This window comes from Sphingomonas sp. SphC10 (assembly GCF_057004845.1).
On the sequence record NZ_CM168044.1, the window covers coordinates 2,443,597 to 2,458,338 of the forward strand.

Consider the following 14,742-nt stretch of genomic DNA (forward strand, 5'->3'; position numbering starts at 1 on the left):
CAGGAATGCGGATCATGTCCCGACCCGTATCGATCGCCGCGACGCTGATAGTCCGCAATGAAGCACGCTGCCTGGCGCGCTGCCTGGGAAGCGTCGCGCCGTTCGTGGACCGCATGGTGGTGCTCGATACCGGTTCGACGGACGGGACCGTAGCCATCGCCAAGGCCGCGGGTGCCGAGGTGCATCATCTGCCCTGGCCGGACAGCTTCTCAGTCGCGCGCAATCATCTGCTCGATCTGGCCGACAGCGACTGGGCGCTGATGCTGGATGCCGACGAATGGCTGGTCACGGGCGGCGAGCTCTTGCGCGAATGGTGCGGCGGTCCGGCGCGGCTGGGGCGGGTGTGCATCCATAATCAGCATGACGATGGCGAGACGGCGACGCGCAGCTGGATCACCCGGCTGATCCCGCGCGGCGCGCGCTATGAAGGCCGCGTGCACGAGCAGGTCGCGTCACCGCTACCGCGCGTTCCCCTGCCCCTGCATGTGGCGCATGACGGCTATCTGGCCGCGCAGATCGCCCCCAAGCGGAACCGCAACCATATCCTGTTGCTGCGCGATCTGGCCGAGCAACCGGACGATCCGTACCTTCATTACCAGATCGCCCGCGACGCCCGGATGCGCGACGATCTGGACGCGGCCTGCACCCATTTCGCGCAGGCACTGGCGCTGACCCCGGCGGATGCGAACTGGCGGCACGAGCTGGTCGTCACGGCGATCACGGTCCTGACAAAGGCCGCGCGGCTGGACGAGGCGCTGGCGCTGGCCGACCGGGAAATGCCGCATTGGCCGGAATCGCCCGACTTCTTCTTCGTGCTCGGCGACCTGCTGCTCGACCGGGCCATGGCCGATCCGGCCAATGCGATCGGGCATTGGCTGCCCTTGGCAGAAGGGTCCTGGCAACGCTGTCTGGCGATCGGCGAGCGTCCCGAGCTGGAAGGCAGCGTGGCGGGGCGCGGCAGCCATCTGGCGCAGCATAATCTGGACGTCATCCGCTCGCAGCTGGCGATGCTGGCAGCCTAGCGCCGCCGCCGGATCAGCCACCACATCACACCCAGCACGACGCCGACGAGCAGGACCACGCCCCCGACCATCCCGGCGACGCGCAGGATCGCCCAGAACAACGCCTCGACGAAACGGCCGACCGCGACCGACAGGCCGATCATGAGGCGAGGCTATGGCGGCAGGACACGCGCCGACGATAGCGGCGAACGCCCTTGCGCGCCACGGGTCGCGGTCATAGGCCGCATGCCATGACCATCGAGCCCATGACCGTCGAGATCGTACCCGATAGCGAGCATAAGGGACTGGTCGGACGGCTGCCACCCCGGCTGCGCGGGCTGGCGCTGCTGGCCCGGTTCGACCGACCGATCGGCTGGTGGCTGCTGTTCTGGCCCGGCGTCTGGGCGATCGCGCTGGCGGGCGGGCTGCCGGATCGCTGGCCGCTGGTGCTGTGGTTCCTGCTCGGTTCGATCGCGATGCGCGGAGCGGGATGCGTGTTCAACGACATCGTCGACCGCGATCTGGATGCCCAGGTGGCGCGGACACGGGCACGACCGATCCCGTCGGGGCTGGTATCGGTGAAGCTGGCGGCGGTCTGGCTGGTCGCGCTGTGCCTGATCGGCCTCGTCGTCCTCGTCCAGTTGCGCCCGCTCGCCGCGATCGTCGCGGTGGCCAGCCTGGCGCCGGTCGCGGCCTATCCCTTCATGAAGCGGATCACCTGGTGGCCGCAGGCATGGCTGGGCATGGTGTTCAGCTGGGCCGCGCTGGTCGGCTGGGCCGAGGTGGCGGGGTCGCTCTCGGCACCACTGTGGCTGCTCTATGCCGGGTCGATCGCCTGGGTGATCGGCTATGACACCATCTATGCGCTGCAAGACCGCGAGGATGATGCGCTGATCGGGGTGCGCTCGTCCGCGCTGCGCATGGGGGCGCATGTGAAGCCGGGGGTCGGGGCTTTCTACCTTGCGGCGGTGCTGTGCTGGGCGGGGGCGATCTGGCTGGTGCGACCGGACGCGATTGCGCTCGCGGCGCTGATGCCGGTGGCGCTGCATCTGGGGTGGCAGGTGGCGACGTTGAAGCCTGACGATGGCGCGGGGGCGCTGCACCGGTTCCGATCGAATCGCTTTGCCGGTTTGCTTATGGCGCTGGCCTGTGCGGTGGTGGGGTCTTCTCTCTGATTCCTCCCTTGGAAGGGGAGGAATTGATAACCGTCACCAAATTGATCCGCCGCAACGCTTTGGCGGGTTGTCGGTTTTCGGAAACTCCGTCACATCTGAAGGTCGATGACCGTAGCCACGCCCGCCACCCGCTCGCTTGCCGAAAGCCATCGTTCGATCGCCATACCGGAGGGCGCGTCCTTCCTGCGGCGGTTGTTCGCCTTTGCCGGACCCGGCTATCTGGTCGCGGTCGGCTATATGGACCCCGGCAACTGGGCGACCGACATCGCGGGCGGTTCGGCCTATGGCTATGCGCTGCTGTCGGTCATCCTGCTGTCCAACATCATGGCGATGATCCTGCAGGCTTTGTCGGCACGCCTCGGCATCGCGGCCGGGCTGGACCTGGCGCAGGCATGCCGGGCAGCCTATTCCAAGCCGGTCTCGCGCATCCTCTGGCTGCTCTGCGAGATCGCGATCATCGCCTGCGACCTGGCCGAAGTGCTGGGCACCGCCATCGCGCTGCAACTGCTGTTCGACCTGCCGCTGGTCTGGGGCGTGCTCATCACCGGGCTGGACGTCTTCCTGATCCTGGCGCTCCAGCGTTACGGATTCAGGAAGGTCGAGGCGTTCATCATCGCGCTGCTCCTCATCATCGGCGGCTGTTTCCTTTATGAGCTGATCGCCTCGCGCCCCGATCCGGGCGCCGTCATGGCGGGCTTCATTCCGACGACGCGGATCGTGACCGACCCGGCGATGCTCTACATCGCGATCGGCATATTGGGCGCGACGGTGATGCCGCATAATCTCTACCTCCATTCCTCGGTGGTGCAGACCCGCGCCTTCGGCCTGACCACCGAAGGCAAGCGCGATGCGATCAAGATGGCGACGATCGACAGCACGGTGGCGCTGTTCTTCGCCTTCTTCATCAACGCCGCGATCCTGATCGTGGCGGCGGCCACATTCCATGTCGCAGGCCGCACCGATGTCGCCGAGATCGACCAGGCGTACCGGCTGCTCGCCCCGATGCTGGGCGCGGGCGCGGCGAGCGTGGTGTTCGGCGTGGCGCTGCTCGCCTCGGGCCAGAACTCGACCGTCACGGGGACGCTCGCCGGGCAGATCGTGATGGAGGGCTTCCTCGACCTGCGGCTCGCGCCCTGGCTGCGGCGGCTGATCACGCGCGGGTTGGCGATCGTCCCCGCCGTGCTGGTCGTTGGGGCCAGCGGTCAGGCGGGCGCGACCAAGCTGCTGGTCCTCAGCCAGGTCATCCTCAGCCTGCAACTGCCCTTCGCCGTGGTGCCGCTGGTCCGCTTCACCGCGAACAAGGGGATGATGGGGCCCTTTGCCAGTCCCGTATGGCTGCGCATCTTAGCGTGGATCATTGCGGCGATCATCATCGGCCTTAACCTGACCTTGTTGTGGGGTCTGGCAACGGGCTGATCTCGTTTTCGCAGTTGCGAAGGAATGCCGCGTGACTTCACCCCTTACGCGACTAATCTGGGTGCAACTGGATCGACAGGGACGCCCGAATCAATGACGACCACCATCACCACCTTGCATGTCGACGACACCGGGCCGCTGGCCGACGCCATTGTCGACACGCTGGTGCACCGGATCGGCAAGGACGCCGCCAATGCGCGGCGGCACGACTGGTTGGCCGCGACCATCCTGACCGTCCGCAACGACATCATCGAACGCTGGATGGCCTCCACCCGCGAAGCCCATGCGGCGGGGGCCAAGCGGGTCTATTATCTCAGCCTGGAGTTCCTGATCGGCCGGCTGCTGCGCGATGCGCTGTCCAACATGGGCGTCATGGCGCAGGTGGCGGGCGCGCTCCAGACCTTGGGCGTCGACCTCGCCGGGCTGGAGGAGATCGAACCCGACGCGGCGCTGGGCAATGGCGGCCTCGGCCGACTGGCGGCGTGCTTCATGGAAAGCCTCGCCAGCCTCGACCTGCCCGCCTATGGCTATGGCATCCGTTATGTGAACGGCATGTTCCGCCAGCGTATCGATGATGGCTGGCAGGTCGAGCTGCCCGAAACCTGGCTCAGCCATGGCAACCCCTGGGAGTTCGAGCGTCGCGAGAGCGCCTATTTCGTCGGCTTCGGCGGCGAGGTGATCGGTACCGAGAGCGGCGCGGTCCATTGGAAACCCGCCGAGGCGGTCGAGGCGGTGGCGGTCGACACGCCCGTCGTCGGCTGGCGCGGCAAGCGGGTCAATACGCTGCGCCTGTGGACCGCGCAGGCGATCGACCCCATCCGGCTCGATCGGTTCAACGCGGGCGATTATACCGGCGCGCTGGCCGGGCAGCTGGCGGCGGAGACTTTGGTCCGCGTCCTCTACCCCTCGGACAGCTCGCCCGCGGGGCAGGAATTGCGGCTGCGGCAGGAATATTTCTTCTCCTCCGCTTCGCTCCAGGACATTGTCCGGCGGCATATCCAGTATTTCAAGGATATCCGCACCCTGCCCGACAAGGCGGCGATCCAGCTGAACGACACCCATCCGGCGGTGTCGGTCGCCGAGCTGATGCGTCTGCTCGTCGATCATCACGATCTGGGTTTCGAGGAGGCGTGGGAGATTACCCGCCGCACCTTCGGCTATACCAACCACACGCTGCTGCCAGAAGCCCTGGAAAGCTGGCCGCTGCACCTGTTCGAGCGGCTGCTGCCGCGTCACATGCAGCTGATCTATGCGATCAATGCCAAGCTGCTGCGCGAGGCCCGTGCCGTCGAGGACATGGACGACCGCGCCATCGCCGCGATCAGCCTGATCGACGAGGGCGGCGAGCGCCGGGTGCGCATGGCGAACCTGGCCTTTGCGGGCAGCCACAGCGTCAACGGCGTCGCCGCGCTTCATACCGAGCTGATGAAGAAGACGGTCTTCGCCGACCTGCACCGCCTCTATCCGACGCGGATCAACAACAAGACCAACGGCATCACCCCGCGCCGCTGGTTGCAGCAATGCAATCCGCAACTGACCGCGCTGATCCGCGAGGCGATCGGGCCGGGTTTCGAGGATGACGCGGAAAAATTGATAGCGCTCACGGAATTTGCGCAGGACGCGAATTTCAGGGAACGCTTTCTGGCGATCAAACGTTCCAACAAAGTGGGGCTTGGGAATTATCTTCGGGAATCGACGGGACTTCGGGTGGACCCCGATGCGTTGTTCGACGTCCAGATCAAACGTATCCACGAATATAAGCGCCAGCTGCTCAACATCATCGAGACGGTGGCGCTGTACGACCAGATCCGCAGCCATCCCGAGCGTGATTGGACCCCGCGCGTCAAGCTGTTCGCGGGGAAAGCGGCTTCCAGCTATCACAATGCCAAGCTGGTCATCAAACTGGCCAATGACGTGGCCCGCCGGATCAACTCGGACCCCAGCGTCGGCCATCTGCTGAAGGTCGGGTTCATCCCGAACTACAATGTCAGCCTGGCCGAGAAGATCATTCCCGCCGCCGATCTGTCCGAACAAATTTCGACCGCGGGCATGGAGGCATCGGGCACCGGCAACATGAAGTTCGCCCTCAACGGCGCGCTGACCATCGGCACGCTCGATGGCGCCAATGTCGAGATCAAGGAACATGTCGGCGACGATCATATCGTCATCTTCGGCCTGACCGCCGACGAGGTCGCCGCCAAGCGCCGCGACGGCTACAACCCGCGCGAAGTGATCGAGGGCAGCCCGGAACTGCGCCAGGCCGTCTCCGCCATCGCCTCGGGCGTGTTCTCGCCCGACGATCCCGGCCGCTACGCCGGGCTGATGGGCGGGCTGTACGATGGCGACTGGTTCATGGTCGCCGCCGATTTCGATGCCTATGCCGCCGCGCAACGCAGCGTCGACACACGCTGGCAGGACCAGGCGGGCTGGGCGACCTCGGCCATCCACAATGTCGCGAAAGTCGGATGGTTCTCCTCCGATCGCACCATCCGGCAATATGCCGAGGAAATCTGGAACGTGATGTGAAGCCACCCCGTGCCGCTCTGGATGCCCTGATCGAGGGCCGCAACGCCGATCCCTTCGCGTTGCTGGGACCTCATGAAGGACCGGGCGGCACGTTCCTGCGGGCGCTGGTGCCGGGTGCGGAGGCGGTCATGGCCTTCGACCTGTCCGGCACGGCGCTGGGCGACCTGAAGAGCGTCGACGCGCGCGGCCTGTTCGAGGGCGCGGTCGAAGGCCCCGCCCAGCCGGTCAAGTACCGCGCCCGCGGCCACGGCGCGGAATGGTGGATCACCGATCCGTACAGCTTCGGCCCCGTGCTCGGCCCGCTCGACGACTTCCTGATGGGCGAAGGCAATCACTTCCGCCTCTATGACAAGATGGGCGCGCACCTGATCGAGCATCAGGGCGTGGCGGGTGTGCACTTCGCGGTCTGGGCGCCCAATGCCGAGCGGGTCGCGGTCGTCGGCGACTTCAACGACTGGAACCCTGGCCGCCACGTCATGCGCCGCCGCCTGGATGTCGGCGTCTGGGAAATCTTCATCCCCGATATCGGAGAGGGCCGCGCCTATAAGTTCGCCATCACCGGCCCGCATGGCGCGGAACAGCCGATGAAGGCCGACCCCTTCGCCTTCGCGGCCGAGCTTCGCCCCAAGACCGCCTCGGTGACGACCGCGCCGCCCCAGCATGTCTGGAAGGATGCCCCCCACCGCGAGCATTGGTCGAAGATCGACCCGCGCCGCGTGCCGATCAGCATCTACGAGGTCCATGCCGGGTCGTGGGACCGCGACGAGAATGGCTGGTATCTCAGCTGGGATGCGCTGGCCGACCGGCTGATCCCCTATGTGGTGGAGATGGGGTTCACCCATATCGAATTCCTGCCCATCTCCGAGCATCCATATGACCCCAGCTGGGGCTATCAGACGACCGGGCTCTATGCCCCGTCGGCCCGGTTCGGCGATGTCGAGGGCTTTTCGCGCTTTGTCGACGGTGCGCACCGCGCTGGCGTCGGCGTGATCCTCGACTGGGTGCCCGCCCACTTCCCTACCGACGCGCATGGCCTGTCGCATTTCGACGGCACCGCGCTCTATGAGCATGAGGACCCGCGCCAGGGTTTCCACCCCGACTGGAACACCGCCATCTATAATTTCGGGCGGCGCGAGGTTTCGAGCTTCCTGGTCAACAACGCGCTCTTCTGGCCCGAGCGTTATCATATCGACGGGCTTCGCGTGGATGCCGTCGCCTCGATGCTCTACCGCGACTACAGCCGCAAGGACGGTGAGTGGGTGCCCAACGAGCAGGGCGGGCGCGAGAATTGGGAAGCGGTCGAGTTCCTCCGCCAGGTCAACCGCCAGGTTTACGGCCAGCATCCCGGCGTCTTCACCGTCGCCGAAGAATCCACCGCCTGGCCCGGCGTCTCGGCACCCGCGCATGACGGCGGGCTGGGCTTCGGCTTCAAGTGGAACATGGGCTTCATGCACGACACGCTCCAGTACATGGCGCGCGAGCCGGTGCATCGGCGGCACCATCATGGCGAAATCCTGTTCGGTCTGCACTACGCCTTCGACGAGAATTTCGTCCTGCCGCTCAGCCATGACGAAGTGGTCCATGGCAAGGGTAGCCTGCTGACAAAGATGGCGGGCGACGACTGGCAGAAATTCGCCAATCTTCGCGCCTATTACGCCTTCATGTGGGCCTATCCCGGCAAGAAGCTGTTGTTCATGGGCCAGGAATTCGCCCAGCGCGAGGAATGGTCGGAAGACCGTCCGCTCGACTGGCATCTGCGGTGCAGCCATGCCCATGAAGGCGTCCGCTCGCTGGTCCGCGACCTGAACCATCTCTATCGCGACACGCCTGCGCTTCATGCCCGCGACTGCGAGCGCGAAGGCTTTGAATGGCTGGTGGCCGACGACAGTGCGCAATCAGTCTTTGCCTGGCTGCGCAAGGCGCCGGGTGAGAAGCCGGTCGCGGTCATCGCCAACATGACGCCGGTCGCCCGAGCGCCCTATCGCCTGCCGCTGCCGCATGACGGCCGCTGGACCGAGGTGCTGAACTCCGACGCGACGCAATATTGGGGCTCGGGCCTTGGCAATATGGGCGGCGTGGATGCCAGTGACGGCGCAGCCTGGGTGACGCTGCCGCCGCTGGCCACCGTCATGCTGCGCTTCGACGGCTGATCTGGATCGAGGCTTTTACAAGAATACCAACGCCTTGCCTGCGCGTTGCGACATGAACACAAGGGACGGGAGACGGACGATGGACCTGAGGCGCGGACAACCGCTGGCGCGCGATGCCATGGCCTATGTGCTGGCGGGCGGCCGTGGCAGTCGCCTGATGGAACTGACCGACACCCGTGCCAAGCCCGCCGTCTATTTTGGCGGCAAGGCCCGGATCATCGACTTTGCTTTATCCAACGCGATCAACTCGGGCATCCGCCGCATCGGCGTGGCGACCCAGTACAAGGCGCACTCGCTGATCCGCCACCTTCAGCGCGGCTGGAACTTCCTGCGCGACGAACGCAACGAGAGCTTCGACATCCTGCCCGCCAGCCAGCGGATCAGCGAATTCCAATGGTATGAGGGCACGGCCGACGCGGTGTTCCAGAATATCGACATCATCGAAAGCTATGCGCCCGAATTCATGGTCATCCTGGCGGGCGATCATGTCTACAAGATGGACTATGAGCTGATGCTCCAGCAGCATTGCGACAGTGGTGCCGACGTCACCGTCGCCTGTCTGGAGGTCTCGCGCGAGGAAGCGAGTGCGTTCGGCGTGATGCATGTCGACGAGACCGACCGTATCATCGATTTCGTCGAGAAGCCCGCCGACCCTCCCTCCATTCCCGGCAATCCGGGCGTGTCGCTGGCGTCGCTGGGCATCTATGTCTTCCGCACCGCCTTCCTGTTCGAGCAGCTGCGCCGCGATGCCGAGACGCCGGGGTCGAGCCGCGACTTCGGCAAGGATATCATCCCCTATCTGGTCGAGCATGGCAAAGCCCAGGCGCACCGCTTTTCCGCCAGCTGCGTCCGCTCGGAGGACGAACCCGGCGCATATTGGCGCGATGTCGGCACCGTCGACGCCTATTGGGAGGCCAGCCTGGACCTGACCGATGTGGTGCCGCAGCTCGATCTGTACGACCGCAGCTGGCCGCTCTGGACCTATGCCGAGATCACCCCGCCCGCCAAGTTCGTCCATGATGTCGAGGGACGGCGTGGATCGGCGGTGGCCAGCCTGATCGCGGGCGACTGCATCGTGTCGGGATCGTCGATCAACCGCTCGCTGCTGTCGACCGGCGTGCGCACGCACAGCTATGCGTCGCTCAACGAGGCCGTCGTCCTGCCCTTCTGCCAGATCGGACGGGGCGCCCAGTTGCGGCGGGTGATCCTCGATCGCGGCGTCAGGATTCCCGATGGCCTGGTGGTCGGGGAAGACCCGGTGCTCGACGCGCATCGGTTCCGGCGCACCGACAAGGGCATCTGCCTGATCACCCAGCCGATGATCGACCGTCTGGCCAACTGAAAGTCCCCATGACCCTTTCCGTCCTGTCGGTCGCCTCGGAGGCGTTCCCGCTCATCAAGACCGGCGGCCTCGCCGATGTGGTCGGCGCGCTGCCCGAGGCTCTGGTGCCGCACGACATCGCCGTCACCACGCTGATCCCCGGCTTCCCCAAGGTGATGCGCGCGATCGGCGAGGACGCCCCGCGCGTCCATCACTGGACGCACATCATCGGCACCGAAGCATATCTGCGCGAGGCGATGATCGGCACGCACCGGCTGCTGGTGATCGAGGCGCCGCAGCTTTGGGAGCGTGAGGGGCTTCCCTATGTCGATACCGGCGGAAATGACTGGCACGACAATTGGCGGCGCTTCGCGGTGCTGGCGCGCGCGGGCGCGGACCTCGCCTCGGGCGCTGTGCCGGGGTACGATTTCGACCTGCTCCACGCGCATGACTGGCAGGCGGCGCTCGCTCCCGCCTTTCTCCACTATGCGCCCGGCCCCGGCAAAGTCGCCAAGAGCATCGTCACCATCCATAACATCGCCTTTCAGGGCTCGTTCGCGGCGCACCACTTCCCCGATCTGGGCCTGCCCCCCGAGGCGTGGAGCGTCGATGGCGTCGAATATTATGGCCAGATCGGCTATCTGAAGGCGGGCCTGCGGACGGCGGATGCGATCACCACGGTCAGCCCGACCTATGCCGAGGAAATCCACCGGGTTCAGTATGGCATGGGGCTAGAGGGCCTGATCGCCGCGCGCGCCGAATGCGTCAGCGGCATCGTCAACGGCATCGACCCCGCCATCTGGAGTCCCAAGGCCGACCCCGCCCTGCCCGCCCCCTTCACCGTCGACACGCTGGACGACCGCATCGCCAACAAGCGCGCGGTCGAACAGGCGTTCGGGCTGGACGAGGATGACAGCCCGATCTTCACCGTCATCAGCCGCCTGACCTGGCAAAAGGGCATGGACGTGCTGGTCGAGGTGATCGACGATCTGGTGGCGCTGGGCGGACGGCTGGTCGTACTGGGCACCGGCGACCCGGCGCTGGAGATCGCCTTCGCCACGGCGGCCCTTCGCCATCCGGGCCGCGTCGCGGTGCGCATCGGCTATGACGAGCCGGTCTCGCATCTTCTCCAGGGCGGATGCGATGCGATCGTCATCCCCTCGCGATTCGAGCCGTGCGGGCTGACCCAGCTCTATGCGCTCGCCTATGGCTGCGTTCCCGTGGTCGCGCGCACGGGCGGGCTGGCCGATACGATCATCGACGCCAATGAGGCCGCGCTGGCCATGGGCGTGGCGACCGGGCTTCAGTTCGATACTGTCACCGCCGACAATATTGTTGCCGTGCTGCGTCGCACAATGAGACTCTATGCCGACCAAGACCAATGGCGGACCATCCAGGTCAATGGCATGAATGCCGACTATAGCTGGCACCATAGCGGCCGCCACTATGCCGAACTCTATCGATCCGTGCTGGGGAACCCATGATCAAGACCGTCGCGACTGAGCCCTATCTCGACCAGAAGCCGGGCACCTCGGGCCTGCGCAAGAAGGTTCGCGTCTTTCAGCAGCGCAACTATGCCGAGAATTTCATCCAGTCGACGTTCGACGCGCTGGGCGATGAAAAGACCGGCCAGACGCTGGTGATCGGCGGCGACGGTCGCTTCCTGAACCGCGAAGTGATCCAGGTCGCGATCCGCATGGCGGCGGCGAACGGCTTTGCCCGCGTCGTGGTCGGCCAGGGCGGCATCCTGTCCACGCCTGCGGCCAGCAACGTGATCCGCCAGCGTAAGGCGCTGGGCGGTCTGGTCCTGTCGGCCAGCCACAATCCGGGCGGGCCGGACGAAGATTTCGGCATCAAGTACAACATCTCGAACGGCGGCCCCGCGCCGGAAAAGGTGACCGACGCGATCCACGCCAACACCAAGTCGATCAGCCGCTGGCTGACCGTCGAGGCCGACGACATCGACCTGGATACGCCGGGCGAGGTGACGGTCGGCGACATGACGGTCGAGGTGATCGACTCGGTCGCCGACTATGCCGCGCTGATGGAGAGCCTGTTCGACTTCGCCGCGATCCAAAAGGCGGTCGAGGGCGGCTTTACCATGTCGTTCGACGCGATGAGCGCGGTGACCGGGCCGTACGCGACCGAGATTCTGGAGAACCGGCTGGGCTTCGCGCCCGGCACGGTGAAGAACGGCACCCCGCTTCCCGATTTCGGCGGCCATCACCCCGACCCCAATCTGGTCCATGCCAGGCAATTGTACGACCGGATGATGGCCCCCGACGCACCCGATTTCGGTGCGGCTTCGGACGGTGACGGCGATCGCAACCTCATCATCGGGCGCGGGCGCTTCATCACGCCGTCGGACAGCCTGGCGATGCTGGCGGCGAACGCGCATCTGGCACCCGCCTATGCCGGTGGCCTGAAGGGTATCGCCCGCTCGATGCCGACCAGCGCCGCCGCCGACCGCGTGGCCGAGAAGCTGGGCATCCCGGCGTACGAGACGCCGACCGGCTGGAAGTTCTTCGGCAACCTGCTGGACGCAGGCATGGCGACGATCTGCGGCGAGGAGAGCGCAGGAACCGGCTCGGACCATGTGCGCGAGAAGGACGGGCTGTGGGCGGTGCTGCTCTGGCTCAACATCCTTGCCGCCTCGGGCAAGTCGGTCGACCAGATCGCGCGCGATCACTGGGCGACCTATGGCCGTAACTATTATGCGCGCCATGACTATGAGGGCGTCGAGAGCGAGCGCGCCGATGCGCTGATGGCCGATCTGCGCGCCAAGCTGGCCACCCTGCCGGGCGAGACGTTCGCCGGGCTGACGGTCGAGGCGGCGGACGACTTCGCCTATACCGACCCCACCGATCAGTCGGTCAGCCGCAACCAGGGCATTCGCGTGTTGTTCGTGGGCGGCAGCCGCGTCGTATTCCGCCTGTCGGGCACCGGCACCAGCGGCGCGACCCTGCGCGTCTATCTGGAGCGTTATTCGGCCGATCAGCTCGACCGCGAGACGCCGGAGATGCTCGCCGACATCATCGCGGCGGCGGACGAGATTGCAGGGATCACCCAGCATACCGGCCGCACCGAACCCGATGTGGTGACCTGATCCTACATCATTCCTCCCCTGCAAGGGGAGGGGGATTGCGGCGAAGCCGTGGTGGAGGGGTGTCACCCTCTCGATAGCGCGACACCCCTCCGTCATCGCTAGCGCGATGCCACCTCCCCTTCCTGGGGAGGAATTGCAATGCTGTCGGCATGACGAATCAGCTCGCCTTACCCCTTGGTGCCACCCCCGTCCCCGGCGGCACCCGCTTCGCCGTGCGCTCGACCGCCGAGCGGGTGGAGCTATGTCTGTTCGACGGCGCAGACGAACGCCGTCTCGCCATGACCCGCGACGGCGATGTGTGGACCACTACGGCCCCGGGCACGAACCATCTCTATGGCTACCGCGCGCACGGGGAATACGACCCGGGCCGCAACCTGTGGTTCGACCCGGCCAAGCTGCTGGTCGATCCTTACGCGCTAGAACTCGACCGCCCCTTCATCCAGTCGCCGCGTCTGGCGGCCTATGGCGAAGACACCGCCGACATCGTCCCCCGCGCCCGTGTCGTCACACCGCTGACCGACACCCCCGCTCGGCCGCTGTTCCGGCCGGGCGGGCTGATCTACGAACTCAATGTGCGTGGTTTCACCATGCGCCATCCCGCCATCCCGCCCGAACAGCGCGGCACCTTGGCGGCGCTCGCCCATCCCGCCGTGCTGGACCATCTGCGCAAGCTGGGCGTCGCGGCGGTGGAGCTCATGCCGATCACCGCTGCGATAGACGAGCGCCATCTGCCGCCGCTCGGCCTGCGCAACGCCTGGGGTTACAACCCGGTGGTGCCGATGGCGCTGTGCCCGGAACGGGTGCCGGGCGGCGTCGCCGAACTGGTCTCGACTGCCGCGGTGCTGCGGCAGGCCGGGATCGGCGTCATCCTCGACCTCGTGTTCAACCATATGGGCGAGAGCGACATCCACGGCGGCACCCTGTCCTTTCGCGGGCTGGACCCGGATGCCTATGCGCGGACGACGGACGGCACGCTCATCAACGATGCAGGCACCGGCAATACGCTCGACGCCAGCCGCCCCGGCGTCCGCGCGATGATCCTCGACAGCCTGCGCCATTTCGCGCGGGCGGGCGTGGACGGCTTCCGCTTCGACCTGGCGCCGGTACTGGCGCGCGGATCGGGCTTCGACGCCCGCGCGCCCATCTTCACCGAGATCGCCGCCGATCCGATCCTGTCGACCCGCATCATGATCGCCGAACCCTGGGATATCGGCCCCGGCGGCTATCAGCTCGGGAATTTCCCGGATCACTGGCTGGAGTGGAACGACAAATATCGCGATCAGGTCCGCCGCTTCTGGCGCGGCGACGGTAGGGCGGGCGATCTGGCGACGCGAATCGCAGGCTCGGCGGATGTGTTCGCCAGCGCCGCCAGCCGCTCGGTCAATTTCGTCGCGGCGCATGACGGCTTCACCCTCGCCGATCTGGCCGCCTATGCCCAGCGCCACAACCACGCCAATGGCGAGGACAATCGCGACGGGCATGGCGACGAGGTGTCGTGGAACCATGGGCAGGAAGGGGCGACAGATGATCCCGCCATTCGCGGCGCCCGCACCCGCTCGGTACGCGCGATGCTCGCCACATTGTTCCTGTCGCGCGGCACCCCGATGCTGACCGCAGGCGACGAGTTCGGCCGCAGCCAGAACGGCAACAACAACGGCTATGCCCAGGATAACGAGGCGACCTGGCTCGACTGGGAGGATCGCGACGAGGCGCTGGAGGATTTCGTTGCACAGCTCAGCGCCTTTCGCCGGGACATGCCTCTGGATTGGACCGACTGGCTAGCCGGGGGCGAGTGGCGCAATCTATCCGGTGGCCCAATGATGCCGGAGGATTGGGACAAGGGCGAAGGCTTTGCGCTTCATCTGCCAATCGGCGACGAAAAGCTGATCCTGCGCTTCGATCACAGGCACGGAGTCTCCGCGATCAGGGGGCGAGTGCTGGAAAGCTAAGACGCGACGGTATCGCATTGCTCCCCTCCCCTTCAGGGGAGGGGTCGGGGGTGGGGCGCCCGCAACAGGCGAACGGCCAGTGGATAGTCCCCACCCCA

Annotated in this window: 10 protein-coding genes; 9 read left to right on the plus strand and 1 reads right to left on the minus strand. The window is 66.2% G+C overall.

The annotated features are described in order from the left end of the window. The first annotated feature begins 14 nt into the window (after window positions 1-14). A complete protein-coding gene (locus tag ACWKSV_RS11140) occupies window positions 15-1,022 on the plus strand; it encodes a glycosyltransferase family 2 protein (protein ID WP_237243448.1) in 1,008 nt (335 codons plus the stop codon). Here ACWKSV_RS11140 and ACWKSV_RS11145 read toward each other — a convergent pair. After that, the gene (locus ACWKSV_RS11145) at window positions 1,019-1,165 is read right to left on the minus strand and encodes a hypothetical protein (RefSeq protein ID WP_042489487.1); all 147 of its coding nucleotides are present in this window, start codon (window positions 1,163-1,165) and stop codon (window positions 1,019-1,021) included. The genes ACWKSV_RS11140 and ACWKSV_RS11145 overlap by 4 nt on opposite strands. Window positions 1,166-1,267: 102 nt before the next feature. On the opposite strand from ACWKSV_RS11145, the gene ubiA reads away from it, so the two are divergent. From ubiA to glgX, 8 genes are all read left to right on the plus strand, one after another. Next, window positions 1,268-2,176, plus strand: coding sequence for a 4-hydroxybenzoate octaprenyltransferase (gene ubiA / locus ACWKSV_RS11150; protein WP_156884397.1), 909 nt, complete (start codon window positions 1,268-1,270; stop codon window positions 2,174-2,176). A 105-nt stretch (window positions 2,177-2,281) separates the two neighbouring features. Continuing rightward, window positions 2,282-3,592, plus strand: coding sequence for an Nramp family divalent metal transporter (locus ACWKSV_RS11155; protein ID WP_076717622.1), 1,311 nt, complete (start codon window positions 2,282-2,284; stop codon window positions 3,590-3,592). Between the two features lie 93 nt (window positions 3,593-3,685). After that, on the plus strand, window positions 3,686-6,118 hold the full coding sequence (locus tag ACWKSV_RS11160; RefSeq protein ID WP_083706714.1) for a glycogen/starch/alpha-glucan phosphorylase: 2,433 nt from the start codon (window positions 3,686-3,688) through the stop codon (window positions 6,116-6,118). Next, a complete protein-coding gene (gene glgB, locus ACWKSV_RS11165) occupies window positions 6,115-8,268 on the plus strand; it encodes a 1,4-alpha-glucan branching protein GlgB (protein ID WP_076717624.1) in 2,154 nt (717 codons plus the stop codon). Before ACWKSV_RS11160 ends, glgB begins: the two co-directional genes overlap by 4 nt. A 79-nt stretch (window positions 8,269-8,347) precedes the next feature. After that, window positions 8,348-9,610, plus strand: coding sequence for a glucose-1-phosphate adenylyltransferase (glgC, locus tag ACWKSV_RS11170; protein WP_076717626.1), 1,263 nt, complete (start codon window positions 8,348-8,350; stop codon window positions 9,608-9,610). An 8-nt stretch (window positions 9,611-9,618) separates the two neighbouring features. Continuing rightward, complete coding sequence (glgA, locus tag ACWKSV_RS11175) at window positions 9,619-11,073, plus strand: glycogen synthase GlgA (protein WP_338468976.1); 1,455 nt, start codon at window positions 9,619-9,621, stop codon at window positions 11,071-11,073. Next, entirely contained in the window at window positions 11,070-12,695 is a 1,626-nt protein-coding gene (locus tag ACWKSV_RS11180; RefSeq protein WP_076717628.1) for an alpha-D-glucose phosphate-specific phosphoglucomutase, read from the plus strand. The genes glgA and ACWKSV_RS11180 overlap by 4 nt, the downstream gene beginning before the upstream one ends. A gap of 149 nt (window positions 12,696-12,844) precedes the next feature. Beyond that, complete coding sequence (gene glgX / locus ACWKSV_RS11185; RefSeq protein WP_076717630.1) at window positions 12,845-14,644, plus strand: glycogen debranching protein GlgX; 1,800 nt, start codon at window positions 12,845-12,847, stop codon at window positions 14,642-14,644. The last annotated feature ends 98 nt before the right edge of the window (window positions 14,645-14,742 follow it).

Bases quoted from the DNA above. Each gene is read 5' to 3' on its own strand.
- ACWKSV_RS11140 (WP_237243448.1), top strand. From the start codon at position 15: ATGTCCCGACCCGTATCGATCGCCGCGACGCTGATAGTCCGCAATGAA.
- ACWKSV_RS11145 (WP_042489487.1), bottom strand. From the start codon at position 1,165: ATGATCGGCCTGTCGGTCGCGGTCGGCCGTTTCGTCGAGGCGTTGTTC.
- ubiA (WP_156884397.1), top strand. From the start codon at position 1,268: ATGACCGTCGAGATCGTACCCGATAGCGAGCATAAGGGACTGGTCGGA.
- ACWKSV_RS11155 (WP_076717622.1), top strand. From the start codon at position 2,282: ATGACCGTAGCCACGCCCGCCACCCGCTCGCTTGCCGAAAGCCATCGT.
- ACWKSV_RS11160 (WP_083706714.1), top strand. From the start codon at position 3,686: ATGACGACCACCATCACCACCTTGCATGTCGACGACACCGGGCCGCTG.
- glgC (WP_076717626.1), top strand. From the start codon at position 8,348: ATGGACCTGAGGCGCGGACAACCGCTGGCGCGCGATGCCATGGCCTAT.
- glgA (WP_338468976.1), top strand. From the start codon at position 9,619: ATGACCCTTTCCGTCCTGTCGGTCGCCTCGGAGGCGTTCCCGCTCATC.
- ACWKSV_RS11180 (WP_076717628.1), top strand. From the start codon at position 11,070: ATGATCAAGACCGTCGCGACTGAGCCCTATCTCGACCAGAAGCCGGGC.
- glgX (WP_076717630.1), top strand. From the start codon at position 12,845: ATGACGAATCAGCTCGCCTTACCCCTTGGTGCCACCCCCGTCCCCGGC.